Raw genomic sequence first — 21,903 nt, 5'->3', positions numbered from 1 at the left:
GATCTCCTCAGCGCCAGATCAGTTTGAGCACCGCCGGTGTCAGCAGCATGCGGATCACCGTGGCGTCGAGGATCAGCGCGGCGATCATGCCATAGGCGATGTATTTCATCAGCACGAGGTCGGAGAACCCGAACGCGCCGGTGACCACGATGAGAATCGCTGCGGCAGAAGTGATCACGCCGCCGGTGTGGGCGATGCCGTAGCGGATCGATTCGGGCGGATCGGCCCCGCCCGCTCTGGCCTCCGCCACCCGGGACAGCAGGAAGACCTCGTAGTCGGTGGACAGACCGAACACCACGGTGACGATCAGGGCCAGCACCGCGAACATCAGCGGCCCCGGCGTGAAGTGGAAGAGCTCCGATCCGTGCCCCTCCACGAAGATCCAGGTGAGCACGCCCAGCGTCGCGACGAGACTCAACGCGCTCATCGCCACGGCCTTGAGCGCCAGGATGATCGACCGGAACGCCGCGTACATCAGCAGCAGCGCTGCCAGTGCCAACAGCGCCACCAGCAACGGCAGCCCTTCGAGCAGTCCGTTGATACTGTCGCGTTCCAACGCGGGCACCCCGGCGACCATCACCTCGACACTGGGTGGTTCGGGTATCGCGCGCAACGCGTCGATCACGCGGTCGGCGTCGCGTTTGTCGGCGAGCCCGGCGTTGAGGACGTTCACACCGTCCTTGGTCGCGGCACTGGGTTCGAAACGCCCGGTGAGTCCGGGCACCTGGTTGGCCTCGTAGCGGATATCGCTGAGCTGCTGCGGGTTCGCGCCGACGACCACCAGTTTCAGCGGTTCGGTGCGGAAACTCGGGAACAGTTCGTCGAACCGTTCCTGGGCGATTCTGGCCGGGTTCTCGGCGGCCAGGTACTTCTCGCTGATACCGCCGAACTCGATATGCCGGAACGGGATCGCGAGCGCGAGCAGCGCCAGCACGATCGGAATCGCCACCGCCCAGGGCCGCCGCATCGCCCACCGGGCGAGCCGGGAGAAGAATCCGGCGTCGATCTGCTCCTCGGTCTTGGTCCGCGAGAATCGCTTCCAGCCGAGGAAATCGATACGGCGACCGGCGATGCCGAGCGCCGCGGGCAGCGCCGTCACCGAGAGCAACGCGGCCAGCAGTACCGAACTGATACCGCCGTAGGGCACCGATCTGAGGACACCGTTGGGGAAGATGAACAGCGCGGCGAGGCTGATGGCGATGATCCCGGCGGAGAACATCACGGTGCGTCCCGCCGTCGCCACCGTCCGCGCGGTGGCCTCCTCCACGGTGCGGCCCGCGGCGATCTCCTCGCGGAATCTGGTCACCGTGAACAATCCGTAGTCGATCGCCAGACCGAGACTGACCAGGGTCATGACGGTACTGGCGAAGACGTTCACGTCGATGATCCCGGTCAGCACCCGCATGATGCCCGCGGTGCCGAGGATGGTCATCCCTCCGATCAGCACCGGCAGCAGCGCGCCGACCATGCCGCCGAAGACGAAATACAGCAGGATCGCCACCAAAGGCAACGCGATGAGTTCGGCCCGGTGGATATCGTTCTGCATCCCGGTGTTCAGACCGGCCAGGATCGGCTGCAATCCGGCCGTCTGCACGGTGGTGCCGCCCGGGCCGGTGCCGGGACCGCCCGCGCCCAGATCGTCCTTGATCGCGGCGTAGTTCTCGACGGTCGCGGTGCCTTCACCGCGCAGTCCCACGCTCGCGAAGGCGTGCTTGCGCGTGGCGTCGGTGGCATTGGCCGCGAACGGGCTGTCCCAATAGCTGTCGATCTTCAGGATTCGATCTGGATACTCGGCGAGCAATCCGGCCAGCGCCCCGGTGACCGCCGCGCGGACTTCGGGATCGTCGACCGTCGCGCCCTCGGGCGCGGTGTAGAGCAGGATCAGGTCGCTGTCGGTATCGCGGCCGAAGGTGTCGTCGGCGATCTTCGACGCGGCCACCGACTCGCTGCTCTCGTCGAACCAGCCCTCCTGCGTCAGCCGTCCGGCCAGGTCACGTCCGTACCAGCCCGACAGCAACACCGCGAGCACGAAGACGGCCAGCACCAGGTAGCGGTGGCGGTAGACGAAATATCCCCAGCGCAGGGATGTCGAATCCGGTCCCGCCGACGACGAGGACTCCGAACGCGACCGAACCCGTAGATTCACCATCGCTGGGCTATCCGCAGGCCGGGGTGCGGTAGTCGGCCGAACGCAGGATGCCGCACAGATCGGTCCTCGAGATCTTCCACTTGCCGTCGATCAGCACGAAGTGCACGACGGTGGTGCGGATGACGGTGCCGCTGCCGTCCTTGTCCAAACGCATGGTCGCGGTCAGCGTGCCGTCGCGATTGTCGAACACCGGATCGGTCACGCCGTAGATGGCGCGCGGATTGTCCTGCAACGCCTTGTACATGTCGGGGATGGCGTCCTTGAAGACGTTGCCGTCCTCGATCAGATCGGTGCGTTCGCTGTCGGGCAGCGCCGGATCCAGCGCCCGCTTGATCTGCGCGTCGAGTTGCGCCGCCGACGGCAACGGCGGGTGCGCCGCGCTCGACGACGCCGCCACCGACGAGGACAGCGATTGGTTGGCGCGCGAACGCGCGGCGTCGACGGACGCCTCGTCCGAACTGGAGTCGCAGGCCGAGACCACGGCCAAGACGCCGGCCACGGCGAGGACGATTCGAGCGAGTCGTGTGGGTCGCATCACTTCCTAGATACCATCTATGACGGATCCGATCCGCCCGAGCAGGGCGCGCACGGTCGTGACGTCCCGGTCCGCGACGGATTCGACCGGCGCGGCGTCGGGGATCATATCCCGGACCAACGCCACGACACTGCGTTCGTCGTCGAGATCGACGTCGGTGACCCGCACCGCGGCCACCGCGACCACGTCCTCTGGCCCCGGCACATCGGTGGTGAGGTCGGCCCGGTAGATCTCGAGTGTGAGCGTGGACCTGACCGTGCGGAACGCGTAGGGCCTGCCGTCGGCCGTGGTACCGAATCCGTGCGCGTACCGGCCGACGGTGATGTCGTCGACGGCGAATTCCGGGTGGTGGTCGGATTTCAACCGTGGCTCCCTCTCGGTGGCGTCGCGTGACGGTGGCTGGTGCTCGGTTCGGACCGGTTATGGGTCGTTCGGGTGTTCCAACTTTAAGGTAACGCGGGTCACCGACAATCCGTGCCCGCCCCGACCCCGGTCCGCCACGGTGTCGCCCCGACATGGTCAGATGGTGTCGGTTCGGGATGTCACCTCGGTAGTTAGGAGTCGGTGGATGCGCCGTCGCGGCTCGGTTCCCTGTGCGCTGGTGGGCGTGGCGGTACTGGCTTTGCTGGCCGGATGCTCCACCGACGGGGACACACCCGACCTGCCCACCCGCGATCCCGCCGTCGCCGCGGTCGCCCCCGCGACGACGGTGAAACCGGCTGGCCAGGTGACGGCCCGCACCGGTCCGGTCGGCGCGCTGCTGACCGAATCGGGTACCGGACAACTCGTCGCACTCGATGCCAACACGCTCTTCGTGCTCGATCGGGCGAATTTCCAGGGTGGCGCCCAGGCGGGCAGACCGCTCGCGCTCCCCGCCCCGGGCACGGCACTGGCGCAGGGGAAACCGGGCGAAGTCCTGATTCCCGCCCGTGACCGCGTCCTGCGCGTGGACCTCGCGACCGGGGTGAGCACCCAGATCACCGTCGACGGCGACGTCAGGTCGGTCGCGTACCGGCCCGACGGCACCCTGGTCGTCGGCACCGCCGACGGGAAGGTCCGCACCCTCGCCGCCACCGGGGAGGTGCTGGGGACCGTGTCGGGTCTGGTATCGGCCGACGTCCTCGCCCAGACCGCCGACCACCTCACGGTTCTCGACCGACGCCAGACCTCGATCACCGAGATCGACCCGGGCGAGGACCGGCTCGGACTGGCCCTGCGCGCGGGCGACGGCGCCACCCAGATGATCGCCGACCATTTCGGCCGGATCATCGTGACCGATACCGCGGGCGGCGAACTCCTGGTCTACACGACCGGACCTCTCGTACTGCGTCAGCGTTTCCCGGTAGGATCGTCGCCTTACGCACTCGCCTACGATCGACGGTCCGAAACCGTGTGGGTGACGTGCACGCAGAGCAACGAAGTCGTCGGATTCGATCTGTCGACGGGTATACCGAAGGAAGTGGGCCGCTTTCCGACCGTGCGCCAACCCGATTCGGTGACCGTCGACGAACGCACCGGTGATCTGTTCGTCGGATCCGCGACCGGTGACGGTCTGCAGCGGATTCCCGCGGACGAGCGGAAGAGAGGGCAGTAGATGGCGCCGAACACCTCCCGCGGGGCACTACCGGCGAGCTGGGAGACCACCAGCGACGATTACGAGTATGTGCCGCTGCGACTACCCAAGGACGTGAACCGGGTCACCGCGTCGATGCGCCTGGCGATCCAGGCCGAATTCGGCGGCTGGGAGCTCTCTCGGGTGCGCGCGTACACCGACGGGAGTCGTCGGGTGTTGTTGCGCCGCCGAAAATCGGCGACGCAACCTCAGTCAGAGCCGGGGATGTGACGCGGCCGATGTACACACTGGTGCTTCGCTTGATGTTCCTGTTTCCGCCGGAGCGGATCCATCATCTCGTCTTCGCCGCGATGCGCCTGGCAGCGCGTTTCGCACCCGCACGCTGGGTACTGAACCGGCTGTTGGTTTCCGACGACCCGATTCTGCGCAACACCGCGTTCGGTGTCGACTTCCCCGCGCCGCTCGGTCTGGCCGCCGGTTTCGACAAGAACGCCGACGGCGTCGACGTGTGGGGTCCGCTCGGCTGGGGTTTCGCCGAGGTCGGCACCGTCACGGCGCAGGCGCAGCCGGGTAATCCGGCGCCGCGACTGTTCCGGTTGCCCGCCGATCACGCGCTCATCAACCGGATGGGGTTCAACAATCACGGTGCGGCGCGCGCCGCCGGACAGCTGCGGGCGCGGACGAGCACGGTGCCGATCGGCGCCAATATCGGCAAGACCAAGATCGTCGAACCCGCCGACGCGGCCGCCGATTACGCGACGAGCGCGGCGCTGCTCGGACCGCTCGCCGATTTCGTCGTCGTGAACGTCAGCTCGCCCAATACGCCCGGCCTGCGCGATCTACAGGCCGTCGAATCCCTGCGGCCGGTACTGCAGGCGGTACTCGACGAGGTCCGGGTTCCCGTCCTGGTCAAGATCGCCCCCGATCTGTCCGACGACGATATCGACGCCGTGGCCGACCTCGCGGTCGAACTCGGGCTCGCAGGCATCGTGGCCACCAACACCACGATCCGCCGCGACGGTCTGCGCACCGACGCGGCCGAGGTCGCGGCGATGGGCGCGGGCGGTCTGTCGGGCGCGCCGGTGGCCGACCGTTCCCTCGAGGTCCTGCGCCGTCTCTACCGCCGGGTCGGTGACCGCGTCGTCCTGGTCTCGGTGGGCGGCATCGAAACTCCCGATCAGGCTTTCGAGCGCATCCTCGCCGGGGCCACCCTGTTGCAGGGTTACACCGGTTTCATCTACGGCGGACTCTTCTGGACCCGCAAGGTCCACCGCGGGATCGCCGACCGCCTGCGCGAGCGTGGTTTCTCCTCGATCGCGGAGGCGGTCGGCGCCGAGCACGTGACGCAGGCCTGAGAGCCCGACTCCCCTATCCGCGCACTCGCGGTGGTTCGATCACCCGGCGTCCGAACCCGGGGCCGCCGCCCGCGCGTCGACGGGGCGACTGCTCGTTCATCTCGTCGTGCATCCGCCCCAGGATCTGTGTCGCCAGCAGGATCAGCGCCTGTTCCACGGTCAGACCGAGCGCGGCAGCACGTATCTCGGCGGCGGCGTGCAGGGCCGGATCGTGCACCCTGGCCAGATCGCTGAGCATTTCGTCGAGTTCCATGCCCGCCAGCGCCTGGTCCCGGGTGAGCTCACGGTCGGGCAGCCAGCTCAGCCGCCAGACCTCCTCGTCCGATCGCGTTGTCCGGCGTGCCGATTCGGGTGTCACGCCGCTGATCATCATTCGTGTGGTGATGTGTAACTTCATCACTGCCTTCGGGTCTCACAGCAGAACAGGAACTGCTCGAGGGAATTCGTGGTCGTCCGGCACTGCCCGGTGACCGCGCGAAGGTCATCGGTGTGTGCCGGAATGCCTGGGTGCTGACGGTTTCGCGGAACCGTCCCCGCGGGTGCTCGAGTGCTGTCGCCGGTGGCATATCCACCGGTCGCTTCGGCGGCCACGAATGTCCTGGTCGATCCTGATCCCGTGGCACCGGCCCGCCCGCGTCGACGCGCTCGGTGCACCGTGGATCACGGCCCTGTGGATCACGGTGATCACCAGATCCTCCCTGACTGGTGGACGACGTAATCGCCTGACTCCCAGTGTGTCCGGTGCCGCGGCGAGATGCCACCGATTTCCGGGCAGTTGCCGCGGCCGTTTCGGGCAATTGCCCCCGCCACGTGGGTGTTTGCCGGAAAAGGTGTGGCCTAGCCCCCTTACGCGGAATATCGTGGGGGCAGGCGCATATCGGCCGAACGCCAGAAAGGCGGATCGCGCGCATGACCTCGCAGGACGCCCGAACCGTGATGATTCGCGACATTCTCACGCGCCTGTGTACCTACTACGGCCTCAAGCCGGAACGCCTCGGCAGCACCGAGATCGACGTCGGGCCGCTGCTGGAACTGGCCGTGGTCCGGGAATACGCGCGCAGGACCGGGACATCACCCGGCGCCTCCATGCTGCCGGTGGTGCGCGACACGGCCAGAATGCTGCCGCCGACCGATCTGCTGATCGCCGACGCCACGCTCTCGCTGGGCCATTTTCGCGGAAACCCGCCCGAGGGCATCGATCTGGACCGGCTCTACGCCGACCGACTCGGCACCCGCCGGGAATACCTCGTCCAGCAGTGGCGGCCCCTGCACGAGGCATTGCACGCAGAAGCCATCCCGGCGACACCGACGGTCAAACGACTGCGGACCACGACCGAGAGCGACACGTTCACGGCACTGGCGACACTGCTGGCGAGCGGCTCCGGTCACGTTCCCGCCACCGCCGCAAGCGGCAAAATTCTTGTGTCCCTGCCGGATTCGATGCCGCGCGCGGGACAGGTCACCGTGATCGGCGACACCGTCATCGACGACATCTACCGCGTGGACCGCTTTCCCTCGGTCGAGACACCCGCCGAGGCCGACTACATCGGTCATCCCGGCGGCAAGGGACTCAATCGCGCGGTGGCCGCCGCGCGGCTCGGACTCGACGTGCACCTGCTCTCGGTACTCGGCGACGACGACAGCGGCCGCGATATCCTCGACTACCTGGCCCGCGAGGGTGTGCGCCGGGATCTGATCAAGATCGCGCGCGGCGGGGCGACGGCAAGGACGGCCGTGATCATGAACGCCAGCGGCGACACCCTGCTCATCGGCTCCCGCGACGAACGAAGCACCCTGGAGTTCGCCGACGTCGACACTTCGGCCACCGTCGCCGTCATGGAAAGCTCCGATGTCGTCCTGCTGACCTTCGAACATCCCAGGGGCATCACCGGACGTGTACTCGCGCTGTTACGCCGGATGCACCCCACACCACAGGTGATCCTGTGTCCCACACCGAGTGTGGCGGTACCGCAGGACCTCTATCGCTACCTCGACGCGGTCGACTACATCGTCGCGACCCCGACCGAACTCGCCCGAATGCTGCCCGACCAGCCCGCGGCGACCAGCGCCGACAGCGCGCGCAGACTGCGCGGCCTCGGCGTACGGGTGGTCTGCGCCATCGAGGAATTCCGGTGCGCGGTCTGGTCGGACGATGTCACCCTCGACATCGCGCATTTCCAGGGCGCGCTGAAACAGGCGCCGGGGGCCACCGCGGCCTTCGCCGCGGCCCTGGCCTATCGCATCGCGGTCTCGGACGGACCGCTCAGACGCGACGACATCGTCTGGGCGACCGCGGCCATGATCCCGACCCAGAAACTGGGCCCGGCGGCGGCGACCATGCCGGAGAAGAGTCAGGTCGACGCGATCGTCGCCCTGGCGGGCGATCGCGGCTGACACCCGCTGCCTCCGCGTTCGGGCGGGTCACGCGAACGGGCTCGCCCGAACGCGACCGCGCCGAAATCCCTGACAGCTAAGCGACTTCCGCTGCGCGCAGTCGGGCGACCATCCGCTCGGTCAGCAGCAGCAACGCGTCCTGCCAGCCGATGTCGAGGACGTCGGCGCGATCGGTGATCGCGGCGTGCGCGATCGAATCGTGGACCAGATCGGGGTCGCTGAGGAATTCGTCGAGTTCCATGCCCGCCAGCGCTTCCTCGCGGAGCAGCAGTCGGCCGGGCAGCCAGCTCAGGCACCAGGGACGACTGGACCGGAGGGGTCGACGGTAGGCGTATTCGGGGGACACATCGCTGGTCATCTTCCAGGCGGTCGCGTGCACGGTCATTACTGCTCCGGTATCAGGTCCAGCTGCTCCAGTGGGATGCCGAGTTGTCCGGCGGTGTGGACGGCCCGTAGAAACGTGGCGTTGTCGTACCGGAACGATCGGGTGCTGACGATCTCGGCGAGATCCATCCCCGCGAGGGCTTGCTCACGGGTGAGCAGGCGATCCGGCAGCCAGCTGAGCCGCCACGATTTGAGCCACTTGTCGGCGACGCGATGCGCCCCGTGCTCGGTGATATCGCTGGTCATCGACCAGTCGGTGACGAATATGGTCACGAATTGCTCCTATCGAGCATCCGCAGGTAAGCGATCATTGTCCGAATATCCACGCCGACAGGACTTTCCGGCGGGAGAGCGTTCGAGTTGCCGCGGCCGGGAATCCGGCCGGACGTTCCGCGTCGACGGCATCGGCGAGCGATCGGCTCAGCCTGGGAAGTTCGACTCCGCTTCGCTGCCGGGGCGGTGCTGTCCACGCCGCCGATTACGTCGCTTCACGAGACTCATTCTGATCACCAGACCCTCCCGAGCTGCTGGTGGGCGATGTTCCGCTGATACCAGTGTGGCTGGTTCCGCGAACATTCGCTACTCCCTATTTGCCAATTGACATCTCAACTATGTCAATTGGCATCACACACCCCGGGTATTCACCGTCAATAGTCTGGATAAACCAGCAAATGCCGCCTATGGTGGGCGCGGACACAGAATGAACGCTTCGCCACGGGGAGGAGTCGATCGACCGATGGCGGCCCAGGACTCGGCGACCGTCGCCGTACGCAACGTCCTCGCCCGGCTCGGCAAGCACCGAGGTCTCGCGGAGGGCGCCGACCGGCTCCGCACCACGCAGGTCGACATCGCTCCCCTCTTGGAACTACCGGTCGTCGAGGACCGCGCGCGGCGCGACGAATTGCCTCCGAACGAGGTCGTGCTGTCGGTTGTGCGAGAATTCGCCCGGCGACTGGCGCCCACGGACCGGCTCATCGCCGACGCGGCGCTGGCGTTGGGCCTCCTTCGCGAAAACCCCCCGGTAGGTATAGATTTCGACCGCCTCTACGCCGCCGATCTCGGAGCGCGCCGGGAGTATCTGACGCAACAGTGGCTTCCACTGCACGAAAGTCTGGGCGCCACAGCGATTCCGACCCGTCCGACCGTCCGGACGCTGCGCGCGACACCGGAGCGGCGGGCGTTCACCGCCCTGGCCGCATTGCTGGCCGCCGGCATCGAGGTCGAGCCCGAAGATCCTGCTCCGCGCTCCGATTCGGCGTCGACGACCTTGGGAACGGTCACGGTGATCGGCGCCGCGGTGATCGACCACACCTACCGCACCGATCACATTCCCACCGCCGACGGCAGACCCGCGCTCGGACGGTTCAAGGAACAGATCGGCGGGAAGGGTCTCAACCGGGCCGTCGCGGTGGCGCGTCTGGGTTTCCAGGTCAGGCTGATCGCGGCCGTCGGCGACGATCCCGCGGGCAGGCGTATCCTGCGCTATCTCCGCAAGGAGGGCGTCGATACCGAACTGGTCAAGATCGTGCCCGGCGAATCGACCCCGGTGGCCGCGGTCATCATGGCGGGCAACGGGACCAGCGCCGTCATCGGCAATGCGGACGACGCCGTCCGGATCGATCGGGAAGATCTGAACGCGCCCGCGGCGCGGCGAGCGATCACCGAGGCCGACGCGGTGCTGATGACCTTCGAACAGCCGATGACGATCATCGAACACACGCTGGAAATCTTGCGATCGGTCCCGGACGGACCGTGGCTGCTGGTTCAGCCGACGCCATCGATCTCGTTTCCGCAATACCTCTACGAATACTTCGGTCGCATCGACTACCTGATCGGCAGCGAGCAGGAGTTGCGCGCTCTGTTGTCGAAATCCCGTACCAAATCCTATGATTCGGGAAACTCACCGGACATTCCCGAGCAACTGCTGACACTGGGCATCGAAACAGTCTGCACCGTACAGGGATTCGAGTGCACGGTACATTCCACCGATAAGAACGTCATCGACATCCGACGTTTCGCCGCCGCCCAACTCGACGAATCACTGGGCGCGCGAGCCGCGTTCATGGCGGCCCTCGTGCACCGACTGATCACCCGGGACCGGCGTGCCGACCGCGAAGCCTTCCGGTGGGCGACCGCCGCCATGGTCGCGACCCAGTCGTTCGGCGACATCCCGGGCGCGATGCCCGACACCGGCCGCATCGATCGCATCGCGCGATCACCGATGGACGACGACAGCGGCGGCTGAGCGCCCCGGCGGCGCACCGCGCGAATCGGAAACCTCCGCATGCTCAGTCGGTCACAATGTCGTCACAATCTGGCAATATCGTCTCGCCCAACCCATCCGGGAGAACTCCCGTTCACGATTCGGAGGAGCATTGACCATATCCGGGTGCAGTCTCGGAGATACCGAACACCGGTTGACGCGCAAGGGGCGCGAGATGGTGGTTCGGGTCGCGGAACTGCCCGACCCTCACGACGGCGGGCATGTTCTCGTGATCGGCGATATCGCCGACAATTGCCTGGTACGGATACATTCTCGATGCCTCTACGGAGACGCGCTACAGTCCGACGACTGCGACTGCGGGCCCGAACTGGACTTGGCCATGGACCTCATCCAGACCGAGGGTTCCGGCGTGCTCATCTACCTCGAACAGGAAGGTCGCGGCGCCGGGCTGATTCGCAAGGCGATGGGCCTGCACACCAGCGAACAGGCGGGACTCGACACCTACGAGAGTTACGCGCGGCTCGGCATTCCGCGGGATTCCCGACGCTACGACGCCGCCGCCAAGCAACTGTTCGATCTGGGCCTGAGTCGGATCCGTTTGCTGACCAACAATCCCGCCAAGGTGGACGCCCTGCGGGCGTCGGGCGTGCGCGTGTCGGTCGTGCCGCTGGTGACCGAACCCCGGAGCGAACGGGCACGCCGGTACCTGCGCGCCAAACGCGACTTCGGGCTGCACTGGTTGCCGTGAGGATCTCCGGTCGCTCTACGTACTTCCGCCGCCCGATTCGCGAATAACGGACACCATTTGTCCCATTCTCTGGCTACGATAAGTGAGCCGCGCCACTCGATGACGCGCCGACCCGCGAGACGATGACAAACGCACCGCCACATTCTGTCGTGGTTGCGGGTCCAGCCGGCACACTGCGGGCGCATCGAGATCGGCTCACGACAGAGTTACCGGGACAGGGAAGATGAGCACAACAGAAATCGGTTTCGCACACGAGTCCGGCAAGACGGTGTACACCGTGCCCGAGGCATTCCAGGAGACAGCGAGATTGCGGCCGGATCAGGTCGCGCTGCGCACGGTCGGCGGCACCCTGGAGATCACCTGGAAGCAGTACGCGGAGCGGGTCGAGGCGCTCGCCACGGGGCTCGCCGCCCTCGGCGTCGGGCCCGGCGACACGGTCGGCATCATGCTCACCAACCGGCCCGAATTCAACCTGATCGACACCGCCGCGCTGCACGTGGGCGCGACCCCGTTCTCGATCTACAACACCAGCTCACCCGAGCAGATCACCCACCTGTTCACCAACGCGGAGAACAAGGTCGTCATCACCGAGAACGCCTTCCTCGACGTGATCAAGGCCGCCGGGGTGACCCTCGAACACATCGTGCTGGTGGACGGTCAGGCCGAGGGGACGGTGTCGCTGGCCGATCTGGAATCGACTCCGGCCGCCCCCGACTTCGACTTCGCCGCGGCCTGGCAGGCGGTGAAACCGGAGGATCTGGCGACCCTGATCTACACCTCGGGCACCACCGGCCCGTCGAAGGGTGTCGAGATCACCCACCGCAATGTGCTCGCCCAGATCATCGCGCTCGTCAAGGGGCCGTTGCCGGTCGGACTGGACGACCGCGCGATCTCCTATCTGCCCGCGGCCCATGTCGCGGACCGGATTTCCGGGCATTCGATCAGCCTGCTGACCGGCATCCTGATCACCACGGTGCCCGATCCTCGCGAGATCGCCGTCGCGCTGCCCGACGCCCGCCCCACCGTGTTCTTCGGTGTTCCGCGCGTGTGGCAGAAGATCAAAGCCGGTATCGACGGCAAGCTGGCCACCGAGGCGAGCCCGGTCAAGAAGGCGCTCGCGCAATGGGCCGTCGAGACCGGCGTCGCCGCCGCGCGGGCCGACCTCTCGGGCAAGGGTCGTGGCCTCGTGCTGGGAGCGCAGTACAAGATCGCGGACGCGCTGGTGCTTTCCAAGCTGCGGCACGCGCTCGGCCTGCAGAACCTCAAGGTGGCGGCGTCGGGTGCGGCGGCGATCCCGCCGGAGACACTCGAATACTTCCTCGGACTCGGATTCGCCGTGAGCGAGGTCTGGGGCATGTCGGAGACGACCGGCGTCGGCACCTTCACCGAATTGGACAAGCCGCGACCGGGTTCGGTCGGCCGCGCGGTCGACGGTCTCGAGATCCGACTCGGCGAGGACGGTGAACTGCTGGTACGCGGCGCGATCGTCACCCCGGGTTACCGCAAGCAGCCGGACAAGACCAAGGAGGCGCTCGACTCCGACGGCTGGCTCGCGACCGGTGACGTGGCGACCATCGACGCGGACGGCTACGTGCGCATCGTCGACCGCAAGAAGGAACTGATCATCAACGAGGCCGGGAAGAACATCTCCCCGACCAATATCGAGAACGCGGTCAAGGCCGGGTCGTCGCTGGTCGGCCAGGTGGTCGCGATCGGCGAGGCCAAGCCCTACATCTCGGCGCTCATCGTGCTCGACCCGGATACCGCGGCCATCCGCGCCAAGGAATTCGACGCCCCCGCCGACGATCTGGTCGCGCTGGCGGGTCGCAAGGAGATCATCGACGAGATCCTCGCGGCGGTCGTCGCCGGGAACAAGAAGTTGTCGCGGGTGGAGCAGATCAAGCGCTTCACGGTGGTCGGAAAGCCGTGGGAGCCGGGCGGGGACGAGTTGACCCCGACCATGAAGCTCAAGCGCAATCCGATCGCCGCGAAATACGCCGAGGAGATCGTCTCCCTCTACGCTGATCCGTTGCCCGAGACCGTGATCAACGTCTGAGCCGACGACGAAGGGCGGTGGCACCGAGCGCTCGGTGCCACCGCCCTTCGGTCTACTACTTCTGTTCGTAGGTGGCGACCAGGACCGCGCGCGCCAGGGTGTGGGAGAACAGATTGAACCCGAGGAATGCGGGCGTGGCCGACGCCTCGACACCCAGGCTCTCCACGTCGACCGCGTGGACGACGATGAAATACCGGTGCGGGCCGTGTCCGGGCGGCGGCGCGGCGCCGACGTAGCCTGCGAAACCGCCGTCGTTGTTCAGGGTGATCGCGCCGGCCGGCAGCGTGCCGCCCTCCGAACCCGATCCCGCGGCCAGCGAGGTGACATCGACCGGGATGTCGGCGACGGCCCAGTGCCAGAAACCCGAGGCGGTCGGCGCGTCGGGATCGTAGACGGTGACCGCGAAGCTCTTGGTCCCCTCGGGGAATCCGGCCCAGGACAGCTGCGGCGAGATGTCCTTGCCACCCGCACCGAATACTCCGCTGACCTGGTCGTTGCTCAGCGCGCTTCCGTCGGTCACGTTCTCCGAGGTCAGGGTGAAACTCGGGACCCGCGGGAGTGCGTCGTAGGGATTGTGGCGGTTGTCGGTCATCTTCTCTCTTCCGGGTTGTCGGTCGGCGGTGATGGTGGGGGCGAACTCAGCTGTTGAGCAGGAAATGTTCGAGGACGCGGGTGCCGAACTCGAGCGCGTCCACCGGGACGCGTTCGTCGACGCCGTGGAACAGCGCGCTGAAATCCAGATCGGGCGGCAGCTGCAACGGGGCGAACCCGAAGCATCGAATTCCCAAGCGGGCGAACGCTTTCGCGTCGGTACCACCGGACAGCATATAGGGCACGGTGCGGCCCTGCGGATCGTTGGCGAGGATCGCGGCGTTCATCGCGTCGACCAGGTGGCCGTCGAAAGTCGTTTCGTAGGAATCGAGTTTGGTGATCCACTCGCGTTCGACATCGGGGCCGATCAGTTCGTCCACCTCGCGTTCGAACGCCTCCTGCCGACCCGGCACCACGCGGCAGTCGACGACCGCCTCCGCGGTCTGCGGGATGACATTGGCCTTGTAACCGGCCTGGAGCATGGTCGGATTCGCGGTATCGCGCAGGGTGGCGCCGATGATGCGGGAGATGGTGCCCAGTTTCGCCAGTTGGCCTTCGATATCGGGGCTGTGCGGATCGAATTCCAGTCCGGTCTCCTCGGCCACCGCGGCCAGGAATTCGGCCACCGAGTCCGAAAGCACCAGCGGGAAAGTGTGTTTACCCAGGCGCGCCACCGCGGCGGCCAGGATGGTCACGGCGTTGTCCTCGTGCAGGAACGAGCCGTGACCGGCACGGGCCTTGGCCCGCAGGCGCATCCAGCCCAGCCCCTTCTCGGCGGTTTCCACCAGGTAGAGCCTGCGTTCGGTGCCGTCAGGACGCGGCACCGTCAACGAGAATCCGCCGACCTCACCGACCGCCTCGGTGACGCCGTCGAACAGATCGGGGCGATTGTCGACCAGCCACTGCGAACCCCATTTGCCGCCGTTCTCCTCGTCGGCGAGGAAGGCGAAGACGATATCGCGCGGCGGCACCGTCCCCTCGATCTTGAACTGGCGCGCGATCGCCAGTGTCATGCCGACCATATCCTTCATATCGATCGCGCCGCGTCCCCACACGTAACCGTCGCGCACCGCTCCCGAGAAGGGATGCACACTCCAGTCCGACGCCTCGGCGGGTACCACATCGAGGTGACCGTGCATCAGCAACGCGCCCCGCTCGGAATCGGCTCCCTTCAGCCGCGCGAACACATTTCCGCGGCCGGGGGCGCCCGATTCCACGTATTCGGTGGTGTAGCCGACCTCTTGTAACTGTTCGGCGACCCACTCAGCGCATTCGCGTTCCCCTTTGGTCGTCGCGAGCTCGCCGGTGTTGGAGGTGTCGAATCTGATCAGCGTGCTGACCAACTCGACGACCTCGTCCACCGCGCGCGACCTGCTGCTGATCTGACCTGATCCTTCGCCAGTAACGGACACGCTCCCTTTCCTACCACTGCGGGCGGTCGGACGGCACCACCCCACCCGCCGCCGGGGCGCGCGAGCGGCGCTGGCGTGGCAGTTCACGCCACCGCGTCTCAACATCACACTGATCGCAAAGCCACGACGGCACGGGTTGCCGAAATCCTCCGATCGGCGCATGGTCGGAGCTATCCCAGCGGTGCGAGGAGGTGCCATGCGGCTCGACCCGGTCCGGGCGCGTGATCGTTTCGAGGGCGAATCCGTCGCCAGGCTGGCGACGGTCTCCCCCGACCTGACACCGCATATCGTGCCCATCGTCTTCGCGGTGTCCGACGACATCGTCTACACCGCCGTCGACGCCAAACCCAAGACCACCACGGCATTGCGCCGACTGGCCAATATCGCCGCCAATCCCGCGGTGGCCGTCCTCGCCGACCGCTATGCCGACGACTGGACGCAACTGTGGTGGGTCCGCGCCGACGGTCGCGCGCGACTCGCGGACGAGGCCGAGTCCGAGCACGCGCTCGTGCTGTTGACTGCCCGGTACCGCCAGTACGTCAGCCAACCTCCGCCCGGACCCGTACTCGCCATCCGGGTCACCCGCTGGACCGGCTGGGCCGCCGCCTGACAGCCGAGAGGCATTGCGGGATCGCGCTTTTCCGCCGTGTAGAGCCGACGAATGCCGGGCGATGAATTCTTCTCACCGTCGCGCCCCGAATCCGGCCACCCGGCACCGCCCCGACCGGCATCGGGCGATCCGGGCGTCGTCGGGCGTCCTCACCCGGCGGACGGCCCGCCGCGCGGGGAATCGGCGACGCAGGCTTCGGCGATGGCGGCGACGTGGCGGTGGTCGGTGCCGCAGCATCCGCCGACCACCACCAGGTTCGGGTATTCCCGGCGCAGCGCCGCGTACCGCGCGCCGAGTTCGGCCGGATCTCCGGCGTCGAGTTCGGTGGCGTTGTCGAGCTCCTCGTGGCTCTGCCGCGACGCGTTCGCGCGCAGCAGTCCGATCCGGTCGGCCCAGTCTTCGTGTCGCAGAACGGGTTCGAAGTGGTCCGGGTGGGCGCAGTTGATGCCGTAGTGCAGGGGGTAGCCGTCGGTGGCCCGCTCGACCGCTTCGATGGCATCGGCCAGCGATTGCCCGGAGGGCAGCGTTCCGTCCGTCTCGACGGTGAACCCGACCGCGACGGGTACCGACTCGGTCAGCGCGGCCAGCGCCACGCCGATCGCCTCGTCGGAGTAGGTCATGGTGAGCACGGTGACGAGGTCGGCGCCCGCGGCGGCCAGCGCGGCGATCTGTGGACGGTGATAGTCGCGCGCTTCCTCGATCGACATCCGGGCGCCGACGTCGTAACCGTCGCCGCGCGGCCCCACGTTGCCCGAGATCACCACCGCGGTCTCCGGTGCGTATTCCGCCCTGATCCCCCGCAGCAGTTCGACCGCGTCGGTGTTTGCCGCCCGCAATCGGTCGCCGTCGTAACCGAGCCGTGCGCCCCAGTCCGACGACGCGCGCCAGGTGGGGGTGTCGAGCACGATGCCGATGCCGTTGCGGTGGGCGATCTCGGCGTAGCGGCGGTAGTAGCCGCGCAGGAGATCGCGGCCGGACTCGGCCGCGAGCAGCGGGAACGCCGCGAAATCGGGCAGATCGATACCGTCGTGGAAGACGAGTGTCGTCTCCAGGCCACCGTCGGTGAGCAGCAGTCGGCCTGCGGGCAACGGCGAAGTCGAGCGGGAGGCGTTCATCACGGATCCTTGTCCAGGGGTCGTCGGGTGGACGGTCTTGGATGAAACGGGGAACTCGGTACTTCGGTTCGAACCCGCGCGAACCGGCCCCTGTACGATTCCTGGGCGAACGCGCGCGATCGAGGAGCGAGCATGCTGAGGCAGTTGTACTCGACCGAAGGACTGTTCGAGGCGTCACTGGTGGAATCCGATGGCAGCGTGGTCTTCTCGAATGTGACCGGAGGCGGAGTCCACCGGCACCGTGACGGCGACACCGGGGGCGTGATCGAACGCCGCCGCGGTATCGGCGGACTGGCCGCACACGCCGACGGCGGCTTCGTGATGACCGGGCGCGAAGTCGTGCGGAGCACACGGGTGGGTGTTCGGGGACGCCCGATTCCGGCCGCCCGAGTTCCCCTGCCTCAGCCCGGCGGCCTCTGGCGAAAGTATTGCGCGCGAACGGGAGACGCCGCGAACGCGACAGTCGAACAGGTCTCGATCGGACCTCGCGACTTCGGCTCCTCGGGTACCGGGGGCCGAATGTGGGTAATGCCGTGGAGTGAGCGATGAGGAGAACACTGTCGACCCGACCACGCCCACGCCCGAGTACGACCGTTCGCGGGCCGTCGTCGAACAGGTGAAAGGTGTGGTGATGCTGGTGTACGGGATCACCGCCGAGCGGGCCGCCGACCTGCTCCGCACCTGTTCACAGGACAGCAATATCAGCACCGCGCAGCTGGCCGAACGGATCGCGACCTGCTTGCCGACCCTGTCCGATTCGTCCGCCCTGTGGGACACACGGGTGCAACTGAACCGGATTCTGCTGGTCCCGGACGCGCACGGCGCGGGCCGCGCGCGCTGAACCCGCGACGCCGCCGCGCTACCGCACCGAGGCCACCGACGTCCCTACCATGGGACAGATGGACAACGACAGCTCGGAAATCAGCGTCGAGGATCCCGATGGCACGCCGGAGTCCGGCCCGGCGTGCTGCGACCCGGCAGAGACCTCGACTGTTCGCGACGTGGCGCGCTGGGTCCTCGCCTCGGCGATGATCTTCGCGGGCCTGAGCCATCTGTTCTGGGCCAGGAAGGATTTCCAGGCCCAGGTGCCCGATTGGGTGCCGCTGGACAAGGACGGTGTCGTCATGGCCTCCGGGGGCGTCGAGATCGCGCTCGGCGCGAATCTGGCGCTCGCGGATCGGGACCGCGCCAGGACCGGACAGGTGCTCGCCCTGTTCTTCCTCGCCGTCTTCCCCGGCAATCTCGCGCAATACCTCGGACGACGCGACGCCTTCGGCCTCGACACCGACCGCAAACGCCTGATCCGACTGTTCTTCCAGCCGGTCCTGATCGGGTGGGCGCTGTGGTCGACCCGCGCACCGCGTTCAGGTCGATGACAGGCCGGAACCCACCCCGCGCGACACGTCGGTACCCGACCGTCCGGGCCACCTGACCTCGTCGACGATCGCCGCCGACGCCGCCCGGCCTTCCGGCGCCGCCACCAGCGGGTACACGTGGATCGCCCCTTCGCATACGGTGACCCTGATGTCGGTGCCCGCCTCGGCGGCGCGGCGACGCAGGCGCAGCACATCGGGGTAGAGCAGATCCCTGGTCCCGATATAGACGTGGGTCGGCGGCAGGTCCGCGAGCGGGCCGTTGAGCGGGCTCAGCAACGGATCGCCGAGGTCGGTGCCGTGGGCCCACGCCCGGCCCGCCTCGATGAGCCCGGTCCGGCTCAGCCACGGATCGTAGATGTCGCTCTGCTCGGACATGGTCAGGTCCAGCCACGGCGAGAGGAGTATCAGCCGGTCCGGCCGTCGGGATACCGGCAGCGTCTGGACGAAGCCCAGCGCCAGCCCGCCACCGGCCGAATCACCGATGATGGTCACCGTCGCGTCGGGATGTTCGGACAGCGCCTGCTCGTAGGCGGCGGTCAGCATCGGGTAGGCGTCACGATAGGAGTACCTGGGCGAGAGGCCGTAGATCGGCACCTCGACGGCGACTTCCGCGTCGGCCAGACGCGAGATCAGTGTCCAATGCGGGCGCGCGATCTGCCGGTAATAGCCACCGCCGTGCACGTACAGCACCAACCGCGCCGCCGGGCCCGCCGCGGGCAACACGCTGTAGCAGGTGAATTCACCGACCTGCCGAGCCCGGATCGCGTGGCGGGCGCGGAGCTTGCGCGGCGGCACCCCCGATTCCTTCGGCGCCGTGATCTGCGCCCACGCCCGCGGTGCGGTCGCCATCTGCGGTTTGGCCACCCGCTGCATGTACAGGCTCGCCATCCTCATCGCGAAACTCATGGTCGAACCCTTCGTCGTGGCGCGAGTCGCGGGCTCGGGTACCTCGGCGACCGACCCGGCCGCCGCGACGGCGACAGCCGTGAACCGCGACGCAACCGCGATACCCGGGTATCGGCGGATCACACCTCACGGCCCGAAGAGTGAAGCCGACCTGTATCGACCGTGTAAGGGGACCATCCGTTCTCCTTCGCCCGCAAGATCTCCACCCTCGATCACCTGTCCGGGGGGCGGATCGGCTGGAACGTCGTCACCAGCGCCCTGCGGAATTCGGCACGCAATTTCGATCTCCCGGACCGGGTCGACCACGACGGCCGCTACGAATGGGCCGAGGAGTACACCGAGGTCGTCTACAAGTTGTGGGAGGGCTCCTGGGACGACGGCGCACTCCTTCGTGACCGCACCCGGGGTGTGCACGCCGACCCCGCCAAGATCCACAAGATCGATCACCGCAGTGCCAGGTATTCGGTCGGGGGTCCGCACCTCTCGGCCCCGTCCCCGCAGCGGACACCGGTTCTGTTCCAAGCCGGAACCTCCGCCGCGGGACGCGCTTTCGCCGCACGCCACGCCGAAGGTGTGTTCATCAGGTGGTATCGGCGTCGACCTCGGCGGCTTGCCCACCGACACCCCGATCGGGGAACTCGCCGAGGGTGTCCAGGGCACCCGCAGTTCGATCGAGGGCCTCATCCGCGCCGCGGGCGGCCGCACCGATGTCACCATCGCGGATTTCATCCGCCACAAACAGGAAGCGACACGGATCGTCGGCGCACCCGAACAGGTCGTCGACGAACTGGAACGCTGGCAGGACGCCGGTGTCGACGGCATCAACCTCCAATACCTGCTCACCCCGGGCAGTTTCAGCGATTTCGCCGACCACGTGGTGCCCGAACTGCGCGCCCGCGGCCTCGTCCCGCACGAACCGGTGACGGGGACGCTGCGCGACAAACTCACCGGCAAGGGCGACCAACTTCCCGACAGCCATCCGGCACGTCGCTGGCGCGGCGCGTTCACTCCGACAGCGACGAAGTCCGGATGAACGTCGGATGCACGGGCTCGGCGTCCACCGGGTGCGCACCGAGCCCGGTTAGACTCCCGGCGTGACCGATCTCGCGGATTTCACCCGGCTGACGGCAGGCGATCACGGGCTGTGCGTGGTCTCGACGTTGCGCGCGGACAACACGATTCAGTCGTCACTGGTCAACGCGGGTGTGCTGCCGCATCCGGACACCGGCGCCGAGGTCATCGGCATGGTCGTGCGTGGCGGCACCCGCAAACTGGACAATCTCCGTCTCCGGCCGCGCATGACGGTCGTGGTCCGGGTGGGGTGGGAATGGGCGGCTGCCGAAGGGCCGGTCATTGTCGTGGGTCCCGACGATCCCGAGCCCGGATTCGATACCGAACGGCTGCGGATATTGCTCCGTGACGTGTTCGGCGCGGCGGGCGGCACGCACGAGGATTGGGACGAGTACGACAGGGTGATGGCGACCGAACGGCGCGCGGCGGTGCTGGTCGTTCCCGATCGCGTCTACGGTAACGGCTGACGGCACGGCCGGGACTTCGAATCATCGCGAGCAGGACCGGTAGTCCTCGACTCCGACGGTATTAACGTCGGGGCAATGGATCTGCAACTGAACGGCAAGCGCGCCATCGTCACCGGCGGAAGCCGCGGTATCGGCTACGCCATCGCCAGGGCGCTGGCGTCCGAAGGTGTCGACGTGGTGATCGCGGCGCGCGACGCCGAAACCGCGGAGGCCGCCGCACGCACGCTCTCCGAGGAGACCGGGCGCAGAGTGCTCGCCGTCCCCACCGACACCGGTGACGACGACCGCGTCCGGGAACTGGTCGCGCGTACCGTCGCAGAACTCGGCGGAGTCGATATCCTGGTCAACTCGGCCGCGACCCCGTGGAGCGCCGGTGCGCCCACCGATCTGGCGGCGACCAGTGACGAGATCGTCCGCCGCGAGGTCGAGATCAAGGTTCTCGGCTATCTGCGCACCGCCCGCGCCGTCGCTCCGCATCTCGTCGAGCAGGGCTGGGGCCGGATCATCAATATCAGCGGACTCGGTGCGCGCCAAGCCAATTCGATCGCCCAGACCATCCGCAACATCAGCGTCTCCGCGCTGACGAAGAATCTGGCCGACGAACTGGGCCCCTCCGGCGTCAACGTCACCGTCGTCCACCCCGGCGTGACCAGGACCGAACGCCTCACCGCCCGACTGACCACCGAGGCCGCGAACTCCGGCCGCACGATCAGCGACCTCGAATCCGACCTCGCGCGCAATACGCTGCGCCGCGTCATCGATGCCGACGAGGTCGCCGACGTGGTCACCTTCCTCGCCTCCCCGCGCAGTATCGCCATCACCGGGGACGCCATCGCCGCCGGTGGCGGTGTGCCGGGTCCGGTGTACTACTGACAGGGCGTCGGGAGTCGCGTCGGCGTCCGGGTAGGACGGTCGCCGACGCGAAGCGGACCACCTC

At 67.5% G+C, this 21,903-nt stretch carries 24 protein-coding genes and 1 pseudogene; 15 read left to right on the top strand and 10 right to left on the bottom strand.

Translation table 11 applies throughout. The features are described 5' to 3' along the window. Positions 1 to 7 precede the first annotated feature (7 nt). The 3 genes from DAT37_RS18105 to DAT37_RS18095 are packed head-to-tail and all read right to left on the bottom strand — an operon-like array spanning position 8 to position 3,047. Positions 8 to 2,149 carry an MMPL family transporter gene (locus DAT37_RS18105; RefSeq protein ID WP_109525939.1) on the bottom strand — a complete coding sequence of 714 codons (2,142 nt, stop codon included), beginning with the start codon at positions 2,147 to 2,149 and terminating at the stop codon, positions 8 to 10. 7 nt (positions 2,150 to 2,156) lie between these two features. Continuing rightward, a complete protein-coding gene (locus tag DAT37_RS18100; protein WP_109525938.1) occupies positions 2,157 to 2,684 on the bottom strand; it encodes a hypothetical protein in 528 nt (175 codons plus the stop codon). A 6-nt stretch (positions 2,685 to 2,690) separates the two neighbouring features. Further along, the gene (locus DAT37_RS18095) at positions 2,691 to 3,047 is read right to left on the bottom strand and encodes a hypothetical protein (protein WP_109525937.1); all 357 of its coding nucleotides are present in this window, start codon (positions 3,045 to 3,047) and stop codon (positions 2,691 to 2,693) included. Positions 3,048 to 3,252: 205 nt separating this feature from the next. Here DAT37_RS18095 and DAT37_RS18090 point away from each other — a divergent pair, with 205 nt between their 5' ends. Genes DAT37_RS18090 through DAT37_RS18080 form a run of 3 tightly spaced genes read left to right on the top strand, consistent with a single transcriptional unit; the run spans position 3,253 to position 5,612 of the window. Further along, positions 3,253 to 4,278, top strand: coding sequence for a hypothetical protein (locus DAT37_RS18090; RefSeq protein WP_109525936.1), 1,026 nt, complete (start codon positions 3,253 to 3,255; stop codon positions 4,276 to 4,278). Further along, positions 4,279 to 4,527, top strand: a complete 249-nt coding sequence (locus tag DAT37_RS18085; RefSeq protein WP_109525935.1) for a DUF5703 family protein — start codon at positions 4,279 to 4,281, stop codon at positions 4,525 to 4,527. Positions 4,528 to 4,535: 8 nt separating this feature from the next. Then, positions 4,536 to 5,612 carry a quinone-dependent dihydroorotate dehydrogenase gene (locus DAT37_RS18080; protein ID WP_109526072.1) on the top strand — a complete coding sequence of 359 codons (1,077 nt, stop codon included), beginning with the start codon at positions 4,536 to 4,538 and terminating at the stop codon, positions 5,610 to 5,612. Positions 5,613 to 5,625: 13 nt separating this feature from the next. On the opposite strand, the gene DAT37_RS18075 is transcribed toward DAT37_RS18080, so the two are convergent. Continuing rightward, on the bottom strand, positions 5,626 to 5,970 hold the full coding sequence (locus DAT37_RS18075) for a hypothetical protein (protein ID WP_198654321.1): 345 nt from the start codon (positions 5,968 to 5,970) through the stop codon (positions 5,626 to 5,628). A gap of 551 nt (positions 5,971 to 6,521) precedes the next feature. Here DAT37_RS18075 and DAT37_RS18070 point away from each other — a divergent pair. Further along, on the top strand, positions 6,522 to 8,006 hold the full coding sequence (locus DAT37_RS18070) for a PfkB family carbohydrate kinase (protein WP_109525934.1): 1,485 nt from the start codon (positions 6,522 to 6,524) through the stop codon (positions 8,004 to 8,006). 76 nt (positions 8,007 to 8,082) lie between these two features. Here the strand turns inward: DAT37_RS18070 and DAT37_RS18065 are convergent, their stop codons facing one another. Next, a complete protein-coding gene (locus tag DAT37_RS18065; RefSeq protein ID WP_109525933.1) occupies positions 8,083 to 8,391 on the bottom strand; it encodes a hypothetical protein in 309 nt (102 codons plus the stop codon). Then, complete coding sequence (locus DAT37_RS18060) at positions 8,391 to 8,663, bottom strand: hypothetical protein (protein WP_109525932.1); 273 nt, start codon at positions 8,661 to 8,663, stop codon at positions 8,391 to 8,393. The genes DAT37_RS18065 and DAT37_RS18060 overlap by 1 nt, the downstream gene beginning before the upstream one ends. Before the next feature lie 463 nt (positions 8,664 to 9,126). Here DAT37_RS18060 and DAT37_RS18055 point away from each other — a divergent pair, with 463 nt between their 5' ends. From DAT37_RS18055 to DAT37_RS18045, 3 genes are all read left to right on the top strand, one after another. Beyond that, complete coding sequence (locus tag DAT37_RS18055; protein WP_109525931.1) at positions 9,127 to 10,635, top strand: PfkB family carbohydrate kinase; 1,509 nt, start codon at positions 9,127 to 9,129, stop codon at positions 10,633 to 10,635. A 193-nt stretch (positions 10,636 to 10,828) separates the two neighbouring features. After that, positions 10,829 to 11,362, top strand: a complete 534-nt coding sequence (locus DAT37_RS18050; RefSeq protein ID WP_109525930.1) for a GTP cyclohydrolase II — start codon at positions 10,829 to 10,831, stop codon at positions 11,360 to 11,362. Positions 11,363 to 11,585: 223 nt separating this feature from the next. After that, positions 11,586 to 13,418 carry an AMP-dependent synthetase/ligase gene (locus tag DAT37_RS18045; protein ID WP_109525929.1) on the top strand — a complete coding sequence of 611 codons (1,833 nt, stop codon included), beginning with the start codon at positions 11,586 to 11,588 and terminating at the stop codon, positions 13,416 to 13,418. Between the two features lie 55 nt (positions 13,419 to 13,473). On the opposite strand, the gene DAT37_RS18040 is transcribed toward DAT37_RS18045, so the two are convergent. Further along, positions 13,474 to 14,010, bottom strand: coding sequence for a YbhB/YbcL family Raf kinase inhibitor-like protein (locus DAT37_RS18040; RefSeq protein ID WP_109525928.1), 537 nt, complete (start codon positions 14,008 to 14,010; stop codon positions 13,474 to 13,476). A gap of 46 nt (positions 14,011 to 14,056) precedes the next feature. After that, complete coding sequence (locus DAT37_RS18035; RefSeq protein ID WP_198654320.1) at positions 14,057 to 15,421, bottom strand: M20/M25/M40 family metallo-hydrolase; 1,365 nt, start codon at positions 15,419 to 15,421, stop codon at positions 14,057 to 14,059. 196 nt (positions 15,422 to 15,617) lie between these two features. Here DAT37_RS18035 and DAT37_RS18030 point away from each other — a divergent pair, with 196 nt between their 5' ends. Continuing rightward, entirely contained in the window at positions 15,618 to 16,031 is a 414-nt protein-coding gene (locus tag DAT37_RS18030) for a TIGR03668 family PPOX class F420-dependent oxidoreductase (protein WP_109525927.1), read from the top strand. A gap of 149 nt (positions 16,032 to 16,180) precedes the next feature. Here DAT37_RS18030 and DAT37_RS18025 read toward each other — a convergent pair whose 3' ends face one another. After that, complete coding sequence (locus DAT37_RS18025) at positions 16,181 to 17,146, bottom strand: homocysteine S-methyltransferase family protein (RefSeq protein WP_109525926.1); 966 nt, start codon at positions 17,144 to 17,146, stop codon at positions 16,181 to 16,183. Positions 17,147 to 17,278: 132 nt separating this feature from the next. On the opposite strand from DAT37_RS18025, the gene DAT37_RS18020 reads away from it, so the two are divergent. The 3 genes from DAT37_RS18020 to DAT37_RS18010 are packed head-to-tail and all read left to right on the top strand — an operon-like array spanning position 17,279 to position 18,522. Then, positions 17,279 to 17,695, top strand: coding sequence for a hypothetical protein (locus DAT37_RS18020; protein ID WP_109525925.1), 417 nt, complete (start codon positions 17,279 to 17,281; stop codon positions 17,693 to 17,695). Further along, positions 17,685 to 17,987: an ANTAR domain-containing protein gene (locus DAT37_RS18015; protein ID WP_109525924.1), complete on the top strand. Its 303-nt coding sequence runs from the start codon at positions 17,685 to 17,687 to the stop codon at positions 17,985 to 17,987. Before DAT37_RS18020 ends, DAT37_RS18015 begins: the two co-directional genes overlap by 11 nt. Before the next feature lie 58 nt (positions 17,988 to 18,045). Then, positions 18,046 to 18,522 carry a DoxX family protein gene (locus tag DAT37_RS18010; protein WP_232839822.1) on the top strand — a complete coding sequence of 159 codons (477 nt, stop codon included), beginning with the start codon at positions 18,046 to 18,048 and terminating at the stop codon, positions 18,520 to 18,522. Here DAT37_RS18010 and DAT37_RS18005 read toward each other — a convergent pair. Then, the gene (locus DAT37_RS18005) at positions 18,511 to 19,428 is read right to left on the bottom strand and encodes an alpha/beta hydrolase fold domain-containing protein (protein ID WP_109526069.1); all 918 of its coding nucleotides are present in this window, start codon (positions 19,426 to 19,428) and stop codon (positions 18,511 to 18,513) included. The genes DAT37_RS18010 and DAT37_RS18005 overlap by 12 nt on opposite strands. A gap of 198 nt (positions 19,429 to 19,626) precedes the next feature. Here DAT37_RS18005 and DAT37_RS45510 point away from each other — a divergent pair. The 4 genes and pseudogenes from DAT37_RS45510 to DAT37_RS17990 all read left to right on the top strand — a co-directional run. After that, positions 19,627 to 19,950 (top strand): annotated as a pseudogene (locus DAT37_RS45510) (LLM class flavin-dependent oxidoreductase); the annotation flags it as partial. 49 nt (positions 19,951 to 19,999) lie between these two features. After that, entirely contained in the window at positions 20,000 to 20,461 is a 462-nt protein-coding gene (locus tag DAT37_RS45505; RefSeq protein WP_232839821.1) for an LLM class oxidoreductase, read from the top strand. A gap of 61 nt (positions 20,462 to 20,522) precedes the next feature. After that, positions 20,523 to 20,966: a pyridoxamine 5'-phosphate oxidase family protein gene (locus tag DAT37_RS17995; RefSeq protein WP_109525923.1), complete on the top strand. Its 444-nt coding sequence runs from the start codon at positions 20,523 to 20,525 to the stop codon at positions 20,964 to 20,966. A 75-nt stretch (positions 20,967 to 21,041) separates the two neighbouring features. Beyond that, entirely contained in the window at positions 21,042 to 21,839 is a 798-nt protein-coding gene (locus tag DAT37_RS17990) for an SDR family NAD(P)-dependent oxidoreductase (RefSeq protein ID WP_109525922.1), read from the top strand. The last annotated feature ends 64 nt before the right edge of the window (positions 21,840 to 21,903 follow it).

Origin of the sequence: Nocardia aurea (assembly GCF_003123685.1) — a bacterium.
Lineage (GTDB): Bacteria > Actinomycetota > Actinomycetes > Mycobacteriales > Mycobacteriaceae > Nocardia > Nocardia aurea.
Note: the sequence above shows the minus strand (reverse complement) of the source record. Positions and strands in the feature narration are given on the sequence as shown.

Bases quoted from the DNA above. Each gene is read 5' to 3' on its own strand.
- DAT37_RS18080 (WP_109526072.1), top strand. From the start codon at position 4,536: ATGTACACACTGGTGCTTCGCTTGATGTTCCTGTTTCCGCCGGAGCGG.
- DAT37_RS18020 (WP_109525925.1), top strand. From the start codon at position 17,279: ATGCTGAGGCAGTTGTACTCGACCGAAGGACTGTTCGAGGCGTCACTG.
- DAT37_RS17990 (WP_109525922.1), top strand. From the start codon at position 21,042: ATGGATCTGCAACTGAACGGCAAGCGCGCCATCGTCACCGGCGGAAGC.
- DAT37_RS18090 (WP_109525936.1), top strand. From the start codon at position 3,253: ATGCGCCGTCGCGGCTCGGTTCCCTGTGCGCTGGTGGGCGTGGCGGTA.
- DAT37_RS18055 (WP_109525931.1), top strand. From the start codon at position 9,127: ATGGCGGCCCAGGACTCGGCGACCGTCGCCGTACGCAACGTCCTCGCC.
- DAT37_RS18010 (WP_232839822.1), top strand. From the start codon at position 18,046: ATGGACAACGACAGCTCGGAAATCAGCGTCGAGGATCCCGATGGCACG.
- DAT37_RS18025 (WP_109525926.1), bottom strand. From the start codon at position 17,146: ATGAACGCCTCCCGCTCGACTTCGCCGTTGCCCGCAGGCCGACTGCTG.
- DAT37_RS18040 (WP_109525928.1), bottom strand. From the start codon at position 14,010: ATGACCGACAACCGCCACAATCCCTACGACGCACTCCCGCGGGTCCCG.
- DAT37_RS18070 (WP_109525934.1), top strand. From the start codon at position 6,522: ATGACCTCGCAGGACGCCCGAACCGTGATGATTCGCGACATTCTCACG.
- DAT37_RS18045 (WP_109525929.1), top strand. From the start codon at position 11,586: ATGAGCACAACAGAAATCGGTTTCGCACACGAGTCCGGCAAGACGGTG.
- DAT37_RS18085 (WP_109525935.1), top strand. From the start codon at position 4,279: ATGGCGCCGAACACCTCCCGCGGGGCACTACCGGCGAGCTGGGAGACC.
- DAT37_RS18005 (WP_109526069.1), bottom strand. From the start codon at position 19,428: ATGAGTTTCGCGATGAGGATGGCGAGCCTGTACATGCAGCGGGTGGCC.
- DAT37_RS18105 (WP_109525939.1), bottom strand. From the start codon at position 2,149: ATGGTGAATCTACGGGTTCGGTCGCGTTCGGAGTCCTCGTCGTCGGCG.
- DAT37_RS18050 (WP_109525930.1), top strand. From the start codon at position 10,829: ATGGTGGTTCGGGTCGCGGAACTGCCCGACCCTCACGACGGCGGGCAT.
- DAT37_RS18065 (WP_109525933.1), bottom strand. From the start codon at position 8,391: ATGACCGTGCACGCGACCGCCTGGAAGATGACCAGCGATGTGTCCCCC.
- DAT37_RS18030 (WP_109525927.1), top strand. From the start codon at position 15,618: ATGCGGCTCGACCCGGTCCGGGCGCGTGATCGTTTCGAGGGCGAATCC.
- DAT37_RS18100 (WP_109525938.1), bottom strand. From the start codon at position 2,684: ATGCGACCCACACGACTCGCTCGAATCGTCCTCGCCGTGGCCGGCGTC.